The organism is Chryseobacterium rhizosphaerae (genome assembly GCF_003385455.1).
Classification (GTDB): Bacteria; Bacteroidota; Bacteroidia; order Flavobacteriales; family Weeksellaceae; genus Chryseobacterium; species Chryseobacterium rhizosphaerae.
In genome coordinates, this window is sequence record NZ_QNUF01000003.1 from 152770 (window position 1) to 170840 (window position 18071).

12 protein-coding genes are annotated in these 18071 nt (G+C 36.6%); 11 read left to right on the forward strand and 1 reads right to left on the reverse strand.

What is annotated here, in order from left to right:
- The first annotated feature begins 34 nt into the window (after positions 1-34).
- The 8 genes from secA (at position 35) to msrA (ending at position 14135) form a co-directional block, all read left to right on the forward strand.
- On the forward strand, positions 35-3109 hold the full coding sequence (secA, locus tag DRF57_RS03665; protein WP_115916969.1) for a preprotein translocase subunit SecA: 3075 nt from the start codon (positions 35-37) through the stop codon (positions 3107-3109).
- 150 nt (positions 3110-3259) lie between these two features.
- A complete protein-coding gene (locus DRF57_RS03670; RefSeq protein WP_115916971.1) occupies positions 3260-5443 on the forward strand; it encodes a TonB-dependent siderophore receptor in 2184 nt (727 codons plus the stop codon).
- Positions 5444-5481: 38 nt separating this feature from the next.
- Positions 5482-7641, forward strand: coding sequence for a TonB-dependent siderophore receptor (locus DRF57_RS03675; protein ID WP_115916973.1), 2160 nt, complete (start codon positions 5482-5484; stop codon positions 7639-7641).
- Between the two features lie 41 nt (positions 7642-7682).
- Complete coding sequence (locus tag DRF57_RS03680) at positions 7683-8882, forward strand: PepSY-associated TM helix domain-containing protein (RefSeq protein ID WP_115916975.1); 1200 nt, start codon at positions 7683-7685, stop codon at positions 8880-8882.
- Positions 8882-10996 carry a TonB-dependent receptor gene (locus tag DRF57_RS03685; protein WP_047490036.1) on the forward strand — a complete coding sequence of 705 codons (2115 nt, stop codon included), beginning with the start codon at positions 8882-8884 and terminating at the stop codon, positions 10994-10996. The genes DRF57_RS03680 and DRF57_RS03685 overlap by 1 nt, the downstream gene beginning before the upstream one ends.
- Before the next feature lie 51 nt (positions 10997-11047).
- A complete protein-coding gene (locus DRF57_RS03690; protein WP_047489697.1) occupies positions 11048-12259 on the forward strand; it encodes a PepSY-associated TM helix domain-containing protein in 1212 nt (403 codons plus the stop codon).
- A 78-nt stretch (positions 12260-12337) separates the two neighbouring features.
- Positions 12338-13306 carry an ROK family protein gene (locus tag DRF57_RS03695; protein ID WP_047489704.1) on the forward strand — a complete coding sequence of 323 codons (969 nt, stop codon included), beginning with the start codon at positions 12338-12340 and terminating at the stop codon, positions 13304-13306.
- A 274-nt stretch (positions 13307-13580) separates the two neighbouring features.
- A complete protein-coding gene (gene msrA / locus DRF57_RS03700) occupies positions 13581-14135 on the forward strand; it encodes a peptide-methionine (S)-S-oxide reductase MsrA (RefSeq protein WP_115916977.1) in 555 nt (184 codons plus the stop codon).
- A gap of 61 nt (positions 14136-14196) precedes the next feature.
- Here the strand turns inward: msrA and DRF57_RS03705 are convergent, their stop codons facing one another.
- Complete coding sequence (locus DRF57_RS03705) at positions 14197-15036, reverse strand: hypothetical protein (protein WP_047489708.1); 840 nt, start codon at positions 15034-15036, stop codon at positions 14197-14199.
- A 380-nt stretch (positions 15037-15416) separates the two neighbouring features.
- Between DRF57_RS03705 and DRF57_RS03710 the strand changes: the two genes are divergently transcribed.
- The 3 genes from DRF57_RS03710 (at position 15417) to DRF57_RS03720 (ending at position 18037) form a co-directional block, all read left to right on the forward strand.
- Positions 15417-15623: a hypothetical protein gene (locus tag DRF57_RS03710; protein ID WP_115916979.1), complete on the forward strand. Its 207-nt coding sequence runs from the start codon at positions 15417-15419 to the stop codon at positions 15621-15623.
- Between the two features lie 72 nt (positions 15624-15695).
- Positions 15696-17357 (forward strand): tetratricopeptide repeat-containing sensor histidine kinase, encoded by a 1662-nt coding sequence (locus tag DRF57_RS03715; RefSeq protein ID WP_115916981.1) that lies wholly within the window; start codon positions 15696-15698, stop codon positions 17355-17357.
- A 14-nt stretch (positions 17358-17371) separates the two neighbouring features.
- Positions 17372-18037, forward strand: a complete 666-nt coding sequence (locus DRF57_RS03720) for a response regulator (protein WP_047489711.1) — start codon at positions 17372-17374, stop codon at positions 18035-18037.
- Positions 18038-18071 lie beyond the last annotated feature (34 nt).

Genomic DNA, 18071 nt, shown 5'->3' on the forward strand with positions numbered 1-18071 from the left:
AGGCATCTTGTATTAAGCATAAAGCAAAAAATTTATGAGTTTTTTAAACAAAGTTCTTAAAGGGTTTTTGGGAGACAAAAAAGCGCAGGACCTAAAAGAAGTAAAAAAAGTTGTAACAAAAATCAAAGCTGTAGAACCTAATATCCAACAATTAACGGATGACGGGTTGAGACAAAAAACTGCTGAGTTTAAAGAGAATATAAAATCTGCAACCAGTAAAATTACAGCTCAAATAGAACAGATAAAAGAGCAGATAAAGAACTCAACAAATGTTGACGAGAAAGAAGCTCTTTTCTCAAAAATTGAGTCTTTAAAGAAAGAATCATACGAAATTGAAGAGAAAGTTCTTGCTCAGATCCTTCCGGAAGCTTTTGCATTGGTAAAAGAAACGGCAAGAAGATGGGCTCAGAATGGAGAAATCCGTGTAACAGCCAATGACTGGGATAGAGAATTAGCTGCCATGGGGAAAGATTTCGTAGAAATTCAGGGAGACACAGCTGTTTGGAAAAACTCATGGGATGCTGCCGGAACTCCAGTAGTTTGGGATATGGTCCACTATGATGTTCAGTTTATCGGAGGAATTATTCTTCACGGAGGTAAGATTGCCGAAATGGCGACCGGTGAAGGTAAAACTTTGGTAGGAACATTACCTATTTATTTAAATTCACTTCCTGAAAGAGGGGTTCACGTGGTAACTGTGAATGACTATCTTGCGAAAAGAGACTCCGCTTGGATGGGTCCTCTTTATCAGTTCCATGGAATGTCTATCGACTGTATAGACAACCACCAGCCGAACTCAGACGGAAGAAGAAAAGCATACAACTCAGATATTACCTATGGAACCAATAATGAATTCGGTTTCGATTATCTGAGAGATAATATGGTGGCTTCACCTTCAGAATTGGTACAAAGAGAACTTAACTTTGCTATCGTGGATGAGGTAGACTCTGTATTGGTAGATGATGCAAGAACACCATTGATTATTTCCGGACCTGTTCCACAAGGAGACAGACAGGAATTTGATGTTTTGAAGCCATCTATTGACAGAATTGTTGAAGTTCAAAAGAAAACGGTTTCTGCTATTTTTAATGAAGCAAAAAAATTAATTGCAGCAGGAAACACCAAAGAAGGAGGATTCAAATTGCTTCAGGCTTACAGAGGTCTTCCTAAAAACAGACAATTAATCAAATTCTTATCGGAAAGCGGGAACAGAGCATTGCTTCAAAAAGTGGAAGCACAGTATATGCAGGATAACAACCGTGACATGCCGATCGTAGATAAAGATCTTTACTTCGTTATTGAAGAGAAGAACAATCAGGTTGACCTTACAGACAAAGGTGTTGAATACATGTCTCAAGGGAACTCTGATACCAACTTCTTCGTGCTTCCTGACATCGGGACTGAAATTGCTGAAGTAGAAGCTAAAAACTTATCTAAAGAAGAAGAGTTTGAAGCAAAAGAAAGACTTTTCTCTGACTTTGCTGAGAAATCAGAACGTGTACACACGATGAGCCAGCTATTGAAAGCCTATACATTATTTGAAAAAGATGATGAATATGTGGTGATTGATGGAGAGGTAAAAATCGTTGACGAGCAGACAGGTCGTATCATGGAAGGACGTCGTTATTCAGACGGTCTTCACCAGGCCATTGAAGCAAAGGAAAATGTAAAAATTGAGGCAGCAACTCAAACTTTTGCAACCATTACACTTCAAAACTATTTCCGTATGTACAACAAACTTACGGGAATGACAGGTACTGCAGAAACAGAGGCGGGAGAGCTTTGGGAAATCTACAAATTAGATGTTGTGGTAATTCCTACCAACCGTCCTATCTTAAGAAATGACAAACAGGATTTAGTTTTCAAAACTAACAGAGAAAAATATAACGCTGTCATTGAAGAAATTGAAAAATTAACGGCAGCAAGAAGACCAGTACTGGTAGGTACAACTTCTGTTGAAATTTCTCAGTTACTTTCAAAAGCACTTCAGCTAAGAAAAATTCCACACCAGGTACTGAACGCGAAACTTCACAAAAAAGAAGCAGAGATCGTTGCAGGAGCAGGACAGCCGGGCGTTGTAACTATTGCAACCAACATGGCAGGTCGTGGTACGGATATCAAGCTTTCTAAAGAAGTAAAAGAAGCCGGAGGTTTAGCAATTATCGGTACTGAAAGACACGATTCAAGACGTGTTGACAGACAGTTAAGAGGTAGAGCAGGACGTCAGGGAGATCCTGGAAGCTCTCAGTTCTATGTATCTCTTGAAGATAACTTGATGCGTTTATTCGGATCAGAAAGAATTGCTAAAATGATGGACAGAATGGGTCATAAAGATGGTGAAGTCATTCAGCATTCTATGATCAGTAAATCTATCGAAAGAGCTCAGAAAAAAGTAGAAGAGAATAACTTCGGAACAAGAAAGAGACTTCTAGAATATGATGACGTAATGAACAAGCAGCGTGACGTAATCTATAAGAGAAGAAAGAATGCTCTATTCGGAGATCACTTGAAATATGACATCACCAATATGATTTTCGATGTTGCCAATTCTATCGTTACGAAAGGAAAAGCAAACGGAAGTTATAAAGATTTTGAATATGAAATTATCAAAACTTTCACTATGGAATCTCCTGTTTCTGAAAGCGAATTTGGTAACAAAAACATTCAGGATTTAACGAATATCTTATTCAAAGCTGCTCAGGAAGATTATCAGATGAAACTGAACCTATTGAAAGAAAAATCATTCCCTATTATTGAGAATGTATATCAAAATCAAGGTTCAATGTTTAAAATGATTCAGGTGCCTTTCACAGACGGTCATAAAACAATGACTATTGTAGCTGATCTTAAAGAAGCTTATGATACTCAGTGTGAGAGTCTGGTTACTGATTTTGAGAAGAACATTACCCTGTCTCTTATTGATGAAAACTGGAAACTTCACCTTCGTGAGATGGATGACTTAAGAAGATCTTCACAAGGAGCTGTTTACGAGCAGAAAGATCCACTTGTCATTTATAAGCAGGAGTCTTTCCACTTATTCAGTGAGATGATCGACAAATTAAACAAAGAAATTATTTCGTTCTTATACAAAGGAGAAATTCCAGCGTAAGAAATAATTCAGAATATTATAAAAAATCCGCTTCAGCATTGCCTGGAGCGGATTTTTTTTATGTGGATATCATAATTTTATGACAAATATCAATCATTTAATTTATTTAGAACAGTTAAAAATAATATATTTGCAAAAAATTTGACTTTCATGAAAAATGTACTGATCTGTGCTTCTATGCTAGGCTCAATGCTGGCTTTTTCTCAGAAAAAGGACTCTGCTGCCACCAAAAGCATTGATGAAGTTATCATCAACACGTATGTGAAAAAAGATAGTGAATATTCAAACAAAATGCCTTTAAAAGCTATTGAAAACCCACAAGTCTATTCCAGTGTTGATAAAATCATTTTAGAAAATCAAGGAATTTATACCGTAGATGATGCCTTCAAAAATATTACAGGTTTACAAACGATGTGGACATCTAACGGAAGAGCGGGCGATGGTGGGGCTTATGTAAGTTTAAGAGGTTTTGTATCTGCCAACTCTTTAAGAAATGGTGTTTTAGGAGCAGTAACCGGAACTATAGATGCCATTAATTTAGAAAAAATTGAAGTCTTAAAAGGCCCTTCTGGAACATTATTCGGAAGCTTACTGACCAGTTACGGAGGAGTAATCAATAGGGTTACCAAAAAGCCTTATGAAACTTTCGGAGGAAACATTAATTTATCCGGAGGAAGTTATGACACTTATAGAGCTGCAGTAGACATTAATACGCCTCTTACACAAGATAAAAAACTATTGTTCCGGTTAAATTCTGCATATACCAATGAAGGAACATTCCAGACAGAGGGTTTCAGAAGAAACTTAGCAATAGCTCCCAGCTTAAGCTATAAACCAACAGATCGTCTAAGTATCAATCTGGATATGGAACTCTTTCAGATGAAAAATATGAGTGACCAGACCTTTTTCTTCTACTCAGGGGATTATCTAAAAAAGGTTAGCAATATTAAAGATCTTAATCTTGACTACAAAAATTCATACTTAGGAAAAGACCTTACCAATACCGGAAGAAGCATCAATTTCTTCGGACAGGTTAATTATAAAATATCAAATTCCATTACCTCTACTACTAATTTCAGTTCATCTTCCAGTTATTCTAACGGATTTATGCCCTATTTATATTTTATGGGAACAGATCCAAATATGATGTATAGAAGTGACCAATCAACAAGAGACAGTAAAAAAAGATCAATTAATTTCCAACAAAACTTCAACGGCGATTTCCGTATCGGAAACCTAAGAAACAGAGTGGTGGTTGGTTTTGATTATTTAAGGGTGAATAACAATCAAAATTTCTACGATATCAACGGTTTCGACAAAGGGCCAGACGGAACATCCGTTCCTGTTCCTTTGCATCAGCCTGGTTTTAATTATACCAATTTTAACGGTTCTACACTGCAGGAAAAATATAATGCTATAGCAGGAAATGAAACGCCTTATATTATAAAAGGAATACAGGAAAACTACGCTGTTTATATTTCCAATGTTCTTAATATCACAAATAATCTTAATGTCTTAATGGCATTACGTGTTGATAGTTTCAACAATCATCCAGGGATTATAGGATCTGCAAATTCAAAAGAAACTGAGCAATTTAAACAGACATTCTTTTCTCCTAAACTGGGAATTGTATATGAAGTAATTAAAGATAAAGTTTCCCTTTTTGGAAACTATCAGAATAGTTTTAAAAACCTGACTTTTTACACAGATGCAAACAAAGTCATAAGAACTCCAGATCCAGAACAAGCCAATCAAGTAGAAGGAGGAATCAAAACCAACCTTTTTAATGGAAAAGTATCTTCTACTTTCAGCTATTACAACATCAAAGTAAAAGATGTTCTTAGAAATATACCTTCTGAAGGGAATGCCAATGCACAAATACAGGACGGTACTATTGTAAGCAGAGGGGTGGAGCTTGAGATCAATGCTTACCTGGTAAAAGGTTTTACAGCCATAGCTGGATTTAGCTATAATGATTCAAAATATACGAAAGCTGATGAATCTGTTTTAGATTTAAGACCTAATACTTCCGGCTCTCCTTATTTGGCTAATTTATATGCTAGCTACCAATTCCTTGATGGAAGACTTAAAGGCCTAGGTTTTGGTGTAGGCGGAAATTATGCGAGTGAAAATAAGATTTACAATGCAAAAGACGGTGTATTCTCATTACCTTCTTATGTTGTTTTGAATGCCAACGCATATTACGATGCTAAAAAATTCAGAATAGGAGTGAAAGTAGACAACTTTACCAACCAACATTACTGGATTGGATATACAACAGCAAATCCACAAAGACTAATCAATGCAGTAGGAACTGTTACTTATAAATTCTAATTCATAATTATTTTTCAAAGCACTGAGCTTTATCAACAATGAAAAAATTAACTATAGGAGCCGCTCTGTTAACAACAATATTAACTTTCGCGCAGGAAAAAAAAGACACCATCAAATCCAACGATATTGAAGAAGTAGTTGTTAACGGAAGATATTACCAGAAATACAAACTCAACGAGGTTTCTGGTTCATTGAGAATCCAGACTCCGATCCTTGAGCTTCCACAGAATGTACAATCGATAAGCTCACAGGTTCTTGCCGATCAGCTTACATTAAATATGTCTGAGGGCATTGTTCGTAATGTGAGTGGTGCAAGAAAAGTAGAACACTGGGATAATGTGTATTCCAATGTTTTTATGAGAGGAGCAAGTATTTCCACTTTTATGAACGGAATGAACGTTTCTTCTACATGGGGACCTATTAACCCTGATGCCTCTATTATTGACAGAATAGAGTTTGTAAAAGGACCTGCCGGATTTATGGGTTCTATGGGAGATCCTGCCGGATTTTATAATGTGGTAACCAAAAAACCAACCGGGAAATTTGCCAATAGTGTACGTTTCACTACCGGAAGTTATAACCTTTTCAGAGGTGAAGCAGATCTGGATGGAGTTCTTGTAAAAGACGGTGTTTTAGATTACCGTATCAATTTAATGGGAAGTTCTAACAATTCGTGGGTTGAAAATGATAAAACAAGCAAAATTATTATTGCTCCGTCTATTACTTTCAGACCAACAAAGAGCACTACATTTACTGCACAGTACAATTATCAGTATTTAAAATTCAATCAGCCGGGAGCTTATCTAATGTCTAATGACGGATATGCCTCACTGAATGTACACACCAATTTTAATGATCCTAACTTCAAGAAGACTGAAGTAAAAGATCAGAGTTTATTCTTAAGTTTAGATCAAAAGCTTTTCAAAGACTGGGTTTGGAGTACACAATATGCTTACATGGATCTTACATATGACGGAGGTTCATGGTGGGGAACTTTTGATCCGAATAATAAAAATGTATTAAACAGAACATTAAGCAACTGGCAAGCTAAAGGAAAAAATCACATTTTCCAGACCTATGTAAGAGGAACTCTTAATACTGGGAATATTGTTCATAAAATCATTGCAGGGTTTGATTATGGTGACAGAAAATACAAGGCAGACTTTTCATCTTTTGCAGGTGGACCATTCCCGATTGATATTTATAATGTTCAGTATGGTGTAGATCCTTCAAAACTTCCTTCTTCTGACTTTTACACATTAAACCCATCTGCTCCTTTTTATGATGATGAAGGCGTAAAATATACTTCATATTATGCTCAGGATCAAATTGAAATGTTTAACAATAAGCTAAGAATAACATTAGCAGGAAGATATACAAGTGGTACCACTTATGCCGGATATCCATATTATTCTCCGGAAAATATTGTTCCAAGAAATCAAGCAGGAGAATTCACACCGAGAGTCGGAATTAGCTATTCTATCCTAAGCGATTTCTCTGCGTATGGAATCTATGATAAAACTTTTGTTCCACAATCTGCAGTAGGAATTAATAATACTCAGATCACAGATCCTTTCAGAGGACAAAATATTGAGTTCGGATTGAAAAAAGACTGGTTCGGTGGAAAATGGAACTCTACTTTTGCCGTTTACGAAATCAGAAGACAAAATATTCTTGTTGCAGGACCTAAAGAACAAAATGGAGGAAATCCTTTCCAGGTTGCTACAGGTGAACAAAGAGCAAGAGGTTTTGAAACAGATATCAAAGGAGAAATCATCAAAGGGTTGAACATTGTTATCAACTATGCTTATACTGATGCAAAAACCATCAAAGACACAGATCCTACAAGAATTGGAATTCAGTCTCCGGGAAATGCGAAAAATGTACAAAATACTTGGGTAAGCTACAGGTTTGAAAATGGCCTTATGAAAGGATTCGGAATTTCAGCTGGTTATCAGTATCAGGGAGGAAGACAATCCTGGTTTGGGGTAGGTGCAACAAAAGATCAAAGCCTTCCGGATTATTTTGATACCAACTTCGGGGTTTCGTATGTTGCCAAAAAATTCGATGTCAATCTAATATTGAATAATGTCCTTAACAAAAAACTTTACAGTGGATACAGAGGAGATGCCGGCGAATATGCTTGGATCTACAATGCTCCTCGTAACTGGAGATTATCAATAGGATATAAATTTTAAAAAAATCAAAGGTTAGCCCCTCACGGGGTTAACTTTTTGCTATGAGAAAAAAGCATCACAATAAAAAGAAAGCTTCTTCAAAAAAATGGTCCGCAAAACTGCATTTGTGGTTTGGCTTGTCCGTTGGTATCATTGTATTCATAGTCTCTCTTTCGGGGACTTTATATGTTTTTAAGGACGAAATACACAATAGCTTACGCAAAGAAGCCATTGATCTCAAAAAAGAGGATATCGGAAAAAAGCCATTGCCTATTACTCTGCTTCGTGAAAAAGTATCGCTGGAGCTTAATGAAAAGTATCCTGTCAGTGCTGTAGAAATTCCTTTGGATAAAACCAAGTCCTATCAGTTTGAATACTATGAAAAAAGTAAGAAAGGATGGAACTATTTTCAGCAGGTACTCATCAACAAGCAGGTCTATGTGAATCAGTATACCGGAGAAATCCTTGCCGTCTACAATGAAAAATATGATGTATTCAGTATCTTGAAGTATATCCACTGGGGACTTTTGCTGAATTCAGAATGGGGGCCGTACACCGTAGGAATCCCAACTGTTCTTTTTATTATTATGCTGATCACTGGAATCATTTTATGGTGGCCAAAAAATAAAAATGCCAGAAAAGGGCGTTTTTGGTTCAATTGGGAAAATGTAAAAAATTGGAAACGTAAAAACTATGACCTCCATAATATCCTGGGATTCTATGCATCATTTATCGCACTTTTATTAAGCGTTACAGGACTTTATTTTGCATATCCCTATGTAAAAAACACGTTTACGTTTGCATTATCCGGTTCCTGGGAACTTCCTAAGGAAAAAGAAAGAAAATCTCCGGACTCTCTGATGGCGAAGAATGAAGCTATTTTTGATCTGGCTGCAGCTCAGACAGAAAAATTATATGCAAAATCATCCAGCTTCAGAATTAATCTAAACGGAAAAAATAAAAAAGGAAAAGAACTGAAAAATCTTCCGGTAACCGTATACGGACTTGACGGAAGATACAGTGAAAGAAATATCCTGACATTTGACAAATATTCAGGAAAACTACTAGCCAACAAACCTCATCACAAACTCAATACCGCCGAGAAATATTCTAACGCCAATTATGATATCCATACCGGATCTTATTTCGGGATCATTGGAAAAATCATTTGGTTTATCGCGGGTCTCATCTGTACATCACTTCCTGTAACCGGATTTCTGGTCTGGTGGGGGAAAAGAAAGAAAAAAGGAAAAAAAATATAATGAAAAAAGTGCTTTTATCAGCTGCCTGCTTAGGAACGACAACCGTTTTTGCTCAGGTTAAAGATAGTTTACAGACCAAGAATGTGGATGAGGTCGTAATGACCGCTTCAAGGAAGAAGGAGAACATTAAAGAAGTTCCCAGCTCTATCACTGTTGTTGCAGAAAAGCAGATACAGTCTCAGCTGACCGTCAATTCAGATATCACAAGTATCCTTCAGTATACCGTTCCAAGTTTAGGAACGAATTCCGGTCAGACTTCCAACACAGGCCAGACCTTAAGAGGGCGTCAGGTATTGGTATTAATCGACGGGATTCCACAGTCTACTCCACTTCGGAACGGGGCAAGGGATTTAAGAGTAATTGATCCTTCAGCTATTGAAAGAATTGAAGTGATAAAAGGGGCATCCTCCATTTATGGGAACGGTGCAGACGGTGGTATAATCAACTATATTACGAAAAGAAGTAAAACTGATAAGAAGATTTCCGGGATTTCTCAGATTGGTATTACAGAGCAGTCTTATGGAGGAACGTTAGGCGTAAGAGCCAGCCAGCTTTTAACCGGAAAGGTCAGTAAATTTGACTATACCTTATCACTGGCCTATGAAAGAACGGGTTATATGAAAGATGGAGACGGTGTCATGCTAAGTCCAACTTACAGTACCGCAAAAATGGACAACTATAACGGAATGCTGAAGCTAGGTTATGATATCAATGACAATCAGAGAATTGAAGCATCCTATATTGGCTATTCATCAAGATCAAATCTTAATTTAGGATTAAAGACAGGTGTTTACGGAATTGAACCTACTATTGGACAAGGAGAAGGGAAAAGCCTGGAAACAACACCTCAGGGGACACCAAAGAACCACAATATCAGACTAAGTTATGATAACAAAAACTTATTTGCCGGAACAGCCTTAAATATTAATCTTTATTACCAGGATTTTAAAACAGTTTACGGATATAGCGATACGTTTTTTAATGGAGGGCAATCCAATGTTATTTCCAAAAAAGCAGGAGCCAGATTTAATTTTGATACACAGCTTTGGAATACTCAAAATTCTCAGGGAGAAATTATCTATGGAGCTGATATTTTAAATGATCAAACGGTACAAAAACTGGAAGACGGACGCTTCTGGACTCCCAATATGAGTATGACCAATATTGCGCCTTTCCTGTTGGTAAAAATTGATCTGCTTAAAAAGCTAACCATTAAAGGAGGGCTTCGCTATGAAAACATCAAGGTCAATGTAGATGATTTCAACACCCTTTCTGTTATTAAAAACGATGGAACATTTACCAAAAGTATTCCTGTAAACGGAGGAAAACTAAGCTATAATGCCTTAGTGGGAAATATAGGTCTCCGCTATAATATTGAACCTTATATCAATCTTTTCGGAAGCTTTTCACAGGCCTACTCTATCAATGAGCTGGGAAGAATTCTAAGAACCTCAACTTCTGAGACGATTCAAAACCTTGAAACAAAACCCATCATTGTTAATAATTACGAACTGGGAGCAACAGGACAGCTTTCCAGCTGGCTTAACTATGAGCTGACTTCCTACGTAAGTACATCAAAGCTGGGAGCAACCTTTGTACAGAGTGCAGACAGAGCTTTAACCATAAAAAGAGCTCCTGAAGTAATTTATGGAGTGGAAGGATTTCTGCATTTTACACCTGTCAAATGGCTTCAGTTCGGAGGAAGCTATAGCTGGATGGAAGGTATTACTTCTCCGGATGACAATGGAGATTATTCTGCAAAAATCAACAACAGCAGAATTTCAGCACCTAAAGTACTGGCTTATGCTCAGGTAAAGCCTATCCAGACATTATCTGTCGGGGTAGATATGCTTCATTCATTCAGACAGAACAGATTTGATCCTAATGCAAAAACAGGTTTATATGCTTATGGGGAAGGATATGTTCCGGACTACACTGTTTTTAACCTAAAAGCAAGCTACGAGGTAAACAACAACTGGAAGGTATCTTTAGGGGTTGAAAATATTCTCAACAGAGTTTACCAACCGTCAATTGCCTGGTGGGCTGCCAGAGACAGTGATTTCACCAACTCTCTGGGAGCAAGGGGAACTTTCATGATTGAATATAAATTTTAATTAAACTAAATAAAACTAAAACTTATCTTTGCGTTAGTTTTCAATTACGATATGAATAAAAAGCATCATCATAAAAAAAAACCGGGATTCTTTAAAAAATGGTCTGCAAAACTGCACCTGTGGTTCGGGCTGGGAATAGGATTTCTGATTTTTATTATCTCCATTACCGGGGCATTGTATGTCTTTAAAGATGAAGTAGAAAACTTTACACGTAAAGATGTCATTTACCATCAGGAACAAAATATTGAGCAGAAGCAGGTTCTTCCCATTAGAATAATGGAAAAATCCGTTGCAGAGCAGGTAAAAGAAAAATATCCTGTCCACTGGGTCAATATTCCTATCGACAAAAAACTGTCGTATGTCTTCTACTGGTATGAACACAATACGGACGCCTGGAATTATTTTGATGAATTTCCTGTCTATAAAGCTGCCTATGTCAATCCCTATACCGGAAAAGTGCTGAGGGTGTATGACGAGAAAAACGGCTTTTTCAATATTGTAAAAATGATTCACTGGAGCTACCTTTTAAAACAGGACTGGGGAACTTATGTAGTAGGAATACCGGTAATCATTTTCATCATTATGCTGATCAGCGGGATTATTCTGTGGTGGCCAAAAAACAAAGCAGCAAGAAAACAACGTTTTGCATTCAAGTGGAAGAATATCAAGAGCTGGAAAAGAAAGAACTACGATCTTCATAATGTCTTAGGATTTTATGCTTCCATCTTTGCTTTAATTTTCTCTATAACGGGATTGTTTTATGCCTTCTTTGTGGTTCAGGCTATGATCTATGTACTATTCTCCGGGGGAGAAACCAAATACCCGGATTTTTCACACATCAAGACAAAGGCTCCCATTGAGCTCAGAACGGAAGGAACTCTGGATAAAATCATCAATACAGTGAAACAGAAGTATCCGGATTCTTATGGATTTGCGATAGATCTTGGCCACGAACATATGGATGACCACGAGCATCCTAACTTTGAAGTCTATGTAAAGCACCTTAGCTATTCTTATCACAAAAGCAGCAGCCTGATCTTCGATGAAAACTCAGGAGAATTGCTTCATACCCATGATCAGAAAGACAAAAATTTCGGTGAAAAGGTAGTGGGATCCAATTATGATATCCACGTGGGATCCATTTTAGGGCTTCCTACCAAGATTATTGCCTTTATTGTCAGTCTTATCTGCGCATCACTTCCGGTAACAGGATTTATGATCTGGTGGGGACGGAAAAAGAAAAAACCGTTAAAAACAGCCTAAAATTTTAAATAAAATGCAGTTCTTAATCCATTAATACAATCTTTTTTATAATTTTAGCCCCTAGAATTTAATAATAGAATGTCATTAATAGATTTATCAAAACAAGTTGCTCTGGGAGTTGATATTGGCGGAACCAATACCAAATTTGGAATAGTCAATCATCGTGGAGAAGTTCTGGACAAAGGAAACCTTAGAACCGATGCCTATGACAGAGTGGAAGATTTTATCGATGCTTTATATGAACACGTTTATCCTTTAATGGAAAAACATGGTACTGAAAAAAATTTCGACGGAATCGGAGTAGGTGCACCCAATGCAAACTATTACAAAGGAACTATAGAACTGGCTCCTAACCTGCCCTGGAAAGGTGTCATTCCTTTTGCAGAGCTGATGACGGCTAAGTTTAATTTGCCTTGTACCGTGACCAATGATGCAAATGCAGCAGCTTTAGGGGAAATGCTTTTCGGAGCAGCAAGGGGAATGAAAGACTTTATCATGATCACTCTGGGAACAGGGGTAGGAAGCGGGATCATTGCCAATGGAAGCCTGATCTATGGACATGATGGCTTTGCCGGAGAATTGGGCCATACCATTGTAAAACCGGGAGGAAGAAAACACTGGAGTACAGGGTCTGAAGGAAGTCTGGAAGCTTATGCCTCTGCAACAGGGATTACAATCACAGCAAAAAAGATGAGAGCAGAATTCGCAGAGTCTATGCTGAACCAATATCCTGAAGAGGAAATCAATTCTAAAACAGTGTATGAATGTGCATTAAAAGAAGACCCGATTGCTATTGAAGTTTTCAGATATACAGGACAAAAACTGGGTGAAGCATTAGCTAATTTTGTAATGTTTTCTTCACCACAGGCAATCCTTTTATTCGGAGGGGTCATCAAGGCAGGAGACTTTATCTTAAAGCCTGCAAAACTGCATATGGAAAGAAACCTTCTTCCAATCTTTAGAAATAAAGTAAAATTAGTATTCAGTGAGCTGGACGAAGCAGATGCAGCCATCTTGGGGGCAAGTGCTTTGGTTTGGGAAAAATAACTGAAAAGCTATTTTAAATAATATCAAGCATCCTTTTTAGGGTGCTTTTTCTTTTTCAGAAATATAGATGACGCTGATTCCTACAGATGATTGAGGTTTATTTTTTATGATACTCGTTGGGATCAATTGGGGTTTAAAATCATTTGCCATATCTATCATTGTAATTTGAGTTTAAGATGCTCAAATGAAAAACTTTTTCATAATTTTGATTTGCCTTTTTAACGCCCTTCATGGGTAAAGAAAAGAATATGTAAACGATATAATTACCCTAACAATGGATAAAAATAATTTAGAACAGATCATCTTTGGTGGCGGATGTTTCTGGTGTGTAGAAAGCTGCTTCAATATGCTGAAGGGTGTTGAGTCTGCTATTTCAGGATACTCCGGTGGACACAAAGAAAACCCGACTTATGAAGAAGTATGTACCGGAACAACTGATCATGCCGAAGTAGTACAGATCACTTACGATCCTGCTATTATTTCTTATGAACAACTGATGGATGTATTCTTTTTCCTTCACGACCCTACCCAACTGAACCGTCAGGGAAATGACATCGGAACGCAATACCGTTCAGTAATCTTCTATAAGGATGATGCTGAAAAACAGAGTGCTGAAAAAGCATTAAAGACCTCTGAAGAATCAGGAAGATGGTCAGGAACCTATGTGACTGAATTGGCTCCTTTCGAAAAATTCTGGCCGGCAGAACAATACCATCAGGGATATTACAATGTCAACCCTAATCAGCCTTACTGCAGCGCTGTGGTAGGTCCTAAAATACAGAAATTTAAAAAGCATTTCGGCGAATTGGGAATGCTGAATATCGAGTAAATAAAACAGAGCGAAGAGAAATCTTCGTTTTTTTTTTGATAAAATAAAACGCTTGTAAAAACTATTCCTGTACTTCTATAGAATCTTTATGCTCACCTGCATATTTATAGATGATGAAAGGTGTAGATTTTCTCAACTCTCTCCCGTTATCAGGATCTATACCATCTTCAGTAAAAAACTCAACTTCATTATTGTATTTGGAATACCAGGTTTTCCCTAGCGCATTAAATTCCGTTAGCGTATCCTTTCTGGTGATTTTTTTAAAGTACTGGAATTTATGTTCATTCATCGCCACGATATCAAGCCCTGGCCTGATATAGCTGCTGTCTGTACCCATATACCTTTCCCCATCCCAATACATATACTTTTTCTCAATACCCGGTTTTACAGGGCTTATAAATGAAAGTCCCACGGTCTTATTATTGGAAAAAACAACATTTCCCGTAACCAGGCATAGCAGTAAAGCAATCTCCATAATCCCCAATCCATTCTGTTTGATATACTCAGGCACTTTAAAATGCTGTTCATTGGTAATATTAATGACCAACTTAGAAATTTGTTCTGATATAGATTCTTCATCTTCATCCACCTTAATCTTGATCATCGTTTTATTAGCCTTTTCATCTTCTTTCGTGAAAGTCCGGGAGAAGTCTACAAAATCCTTATATCCAAGGTATTGACTTAGCTTATCAAGCTTAAAGGGTTCTATGTTTATCTTATCCTTAATTTCTGTCACATAGGCATCATAATACCTTACAAGAGTTTTATCTGTAATCGTAAAATACAGGGTTTCCTCCAGGTGTACGCTTAAAAAAAGAGCTATTCCACTTTTCGTTTCCTTCCCCGAATCCTCCTCTCCCTGCTTGAATACCTCATGAATTAGTAGTTTTATTTTGGACATATATAGTTTTTATCAGTCTTTACAAAATAGGTGATTTCCTCTCGTCCCACATTACGGATTTCCGTAACCCCTTCCTGTCCATTTCCTGTCTATCGATGTCTGTGTTTTGTCTAACACCTGCTCCTCTTCTTGTCGCATCTTTGCTTCAGAAAATCAGTGATAAACAAAACATTACAAAAACAAATTTACAAAACTGATTTCAAAATCACCAGATAAAACGGAGGAAAACTCCGGGTTGGGAAGCAGATGTTTCTCCTCCGTTTTTGAAGGTTCACTTCCCAAAAAATTAAGAAGCGCTTCGAAATTTTAAACGTGTACAGCCTGAGATACATACATCTCAGGAGGAAGAAAACAATTTCAACTTCAAAAATTTTACGGAAATGATCCAGATTATATTAATGCTATTCGGTTTAGCATTCCCAAATAATAACGCAAATACAGTAACTAGTGATAACGACGGAACAGTACTAATGTCAATAACAGAAGACCCAATTACTGACGGCGGCGGAAACGGAAATGGCCACGGAAACGGTGGAAGTACAGGAGGAAATACGGGACAAACCCCACCACCTTTTTCACAACCCTAATTATAGAAAGAGTAGATTGTTTAAATCTGCTCTTTTTCTTATTTTGCAGGAAAAAACAAAGTAACCAAACACATGAAGAAGTACTATTTATTTATTTTACTAATTCTGCTTTTTTCCTGTAGAAAAACACATTTAGATAAACAAACTCCAACAACAGCAGATGCATACTACAGTAAGGCAAAAGAAATCTATGCTAATTCTGATTCTGCTTTTTATTATTTTAACCTAGCTAAAAATTTTTATTTAGATATAAATGATTCATCCGGAGTAAGCAAATCTTTAGTAAACATGGCTATTATACAAAATAATAAAGGTGATTACTATGGAAGTATAGAAACTTCTCTTGAAGCAAATAAGTTTTTAAAAAAAACAAAAGATAGCATTGTGAGAAGTACCTTAGCTTCTAACTATAACAGTATGGGAACTTGTTCATCGTACCTTTATGACTTTGGTAATTCTTTAAAGTATTATACTCAAGCTTTAAAATATGTGAATGTTCCAAAAAACAAGTATATATATTATAACAATCTCGGTGATGTTTTAATCACACTAGGAAAATATAAAGAAGCAATCAAAAACATAAAACTTGCATTACCAACAACTGATAGCTTAAATTACGCAATGGTCATCAATAACTTAGCAAGAGCAAAATATTATGATGATAAAAACTACAATCCCCTTACTGAATTTAATAGAGCATTGGAAATAAGAAAAAGAAATAATAGCAGCATAGATGAGAATTCAAGCTATGCCACATTAGCCAATTATTATTTTTATTCCGACAAAAAGAAGGCGTTGTATTATGCTCAGCAAATGTTGAATACTTCTAAAAAAAATAAGAGTTTCGAGGATCAGCTCCAGGCACTACAAAAAATAATAAATCTAACTCCTAATAATCATTTGGTCTATTTTGAAGAGTTCCAAAAATTAAATGATAGTGTACAAATCGCAAGAAATAAAGCGAAAAATCAATTTGCAACAATAAGGTATGATGTAGAAAAAAAGAACACAGAAAATCAAACATTAAAACTCCAGCAAGCTGAAAAAGAGGTTCAGCTTCTCTATCGAAATATTGGCATAGGTGCTTTGTCTCTATCTTTAATCGGGGGTCTATTTTGGTACAGAAGAAGGAGAAAAAGACTTCAGCAGGAGAAAGAACTTGAGGTCAAAAATACACAGCTAAAAATGTCTAAAAAAGTTCATGATGTCGTTGCCAATGGGATCTACCAGGTGATGACAAAAATTGAAAACCAGGAAGTTTTCGACAAAGAGGAAGCACTGGACGAACTGGAATTCGTGTATGAAAAATCCAGGGATATATCTTATGACAAAACAGACATCCATGAAACCCTGGAATTTGATCAAAAAATATCAGCTCTTGTGGGTTCATTTAAAAATAATGAGGTAGAAACATATCTTGTCGGAAATGACAAAAGCATTTGGAACGGATTGAAGGACTCGTCAAGAAATGAAGTCTACCAAATCATTCGTGAATTGCTTGTCAATATGAAAAAACACAGTAGGGCAAGCAGAGTTGTTTTTAAATTTGAGCGAATTAACAACAAAATCCAAATTCAGTATACAGACAATGGAATAGGAATATCCGAAGGCTTAGTCCGTAAAAATGGACTTACAAATACGGATTCCCGTATTGAAACCATCCATGGAGAAATTATTTTTGACACTAAAACCGAAAAAGGATTGAAAATTAGTATTTCGTTTCCTGTTTCTTAAAAAATCTAAAAAGAATGTTCAAAAAAATTTTAATTGCCGAAGACCACGAAAGTATTAATCTCTCTGTACAAAAAACATTAGAAGAGCTCAACATCCCGAATGTTGACTATGTATATTACTGTGATGATGCCTTAGCTAAAATTCAAAAGGCTATCCGTGAAAACAACCCTTACGATTTATTAATTACCGATCTTTATTATGAAGAAGATCATCATCTCCAGAAAATCAAAGACGGAAAAGAACTGATCCTGAAAATTAAAGAAATACAGCCTTCCCTAAAGGTAATTGTATTCTCTGCTGAGCACAAATCCGGGGTAATCGACTCTCTCTTCAATGAGTGTAAAGTCAACGGATATGTCCGGAAAGCCAGAAATGACTCTAAAGAACTCAAAAAGTCGATTGCTTCCGTCTACATTAATGAGAACTATTTATCTCTTGATCTGAAACAGGATATAAAAAAGCTCAACAGTTATGAATTTTCTGCATATGACATTACTCTGGTCACCTTACTTTCAAAAGGAGTCCTGCAGAAAAATATTCCCAATTATCTACAGGAAAATGACATAAAACCTTACAGCCTGAGCAGTGTAGAGAAGAAATTAAACGGTCTGAAAGAAGATCTTGAAGTCACCAGCAATGAGCACCTTGTGGCTTTTTGTAAGGACATAGGAATTATTTAATAACCATATCAATTAAGTCCCTTTTAATAAAAAC

Excerpts from the sequence above, each read along its gene's own strand:
- DRF57_RS03710 (WP_115916979.1), top strand. The coding sequence starts at position 15,417 with ATGATCCAGATTATATTAATGCTATTCGGTTTAGCATTCCCAAATAAT.
- DRF57_RS03685 (WP_047490036.1), top strand. The coding sequence starts at position 8,882 with ATGAAAAAAGTGCTTTTATCAGCTGCCTGCTTAGGAACGACAACCGTT.
- DRF57_RS03670 (WP_115916971.1), top strand. The coding sequence starts at position 3,260 with ATGAAAAATGTACTGATCTGTGCTTCTATGCTAGGCTCAATGCTGGCT.
- msrA (WP_115916977.1), top strand. The coding sequence starts at position 13,581 with ATGGATAAAAATAATTTAGAACAGATCATCTTTGGTGGCGGATGTTTC.
- DRF57_RS03690 (WP_047489697.1), top strand. The coding sequence starts at position 11,048 with ATGAATAAAAAGCATCATCATAAAAAAAAACCGGGATTCTTTAAAAAA.
- DRF57_RS03680 (WP_115916975.1), top strand. The coding sequence starts at position 7,683 with ATGAGAAAAAAGCATCACAATAAAAAGAAAGCTTCTTCAAAAAAATGG.
- secA (WP_115916969.1), top strand. The coding sequence starts at position 35 with ATGAGTTTTTTAAACAAAGTTCTTAAAGGGTTTTTGGGAGACAAAAAA.
- DRF57_RS03715 (WP_115916981.1), top strand. The coding sequence starts at position 15,696 with ATGAAGAAGTACTATTTATTTATTTTACTAATTCTGCTTTTTTCCTGT.
- DRF57_RS03720 (WP_047489711.1), top strand. The coding sequence starts at position 17,372 with ATGTTCAAAAAAATTTTAATTGCCGAAGACCACGAAAGTATTAATCTC.
- DRF57_RS03695 (WP_047489704.1), top strand. The coding sequence starts at position 12,338 with ATGTCATTAATAGATTTATCAAAACAAGTTGCTCTGGGAGTTGATATT.
- DRF57_RS03705 (WP_047489708.1), bottom strand. The coding sequence starts at position 15,036 with ATGTCCAAAATAAAACTACTAATTCATGAGGTATTCAAGCAGGGAGAG.
- DRF57_RS03675 (WP_115916973.1), top strand. The coding sequence starts at position 5,482 with ATGAAAAAATTAACTATAGGAGCCGCTCTGTTAACAACAATATTAACT.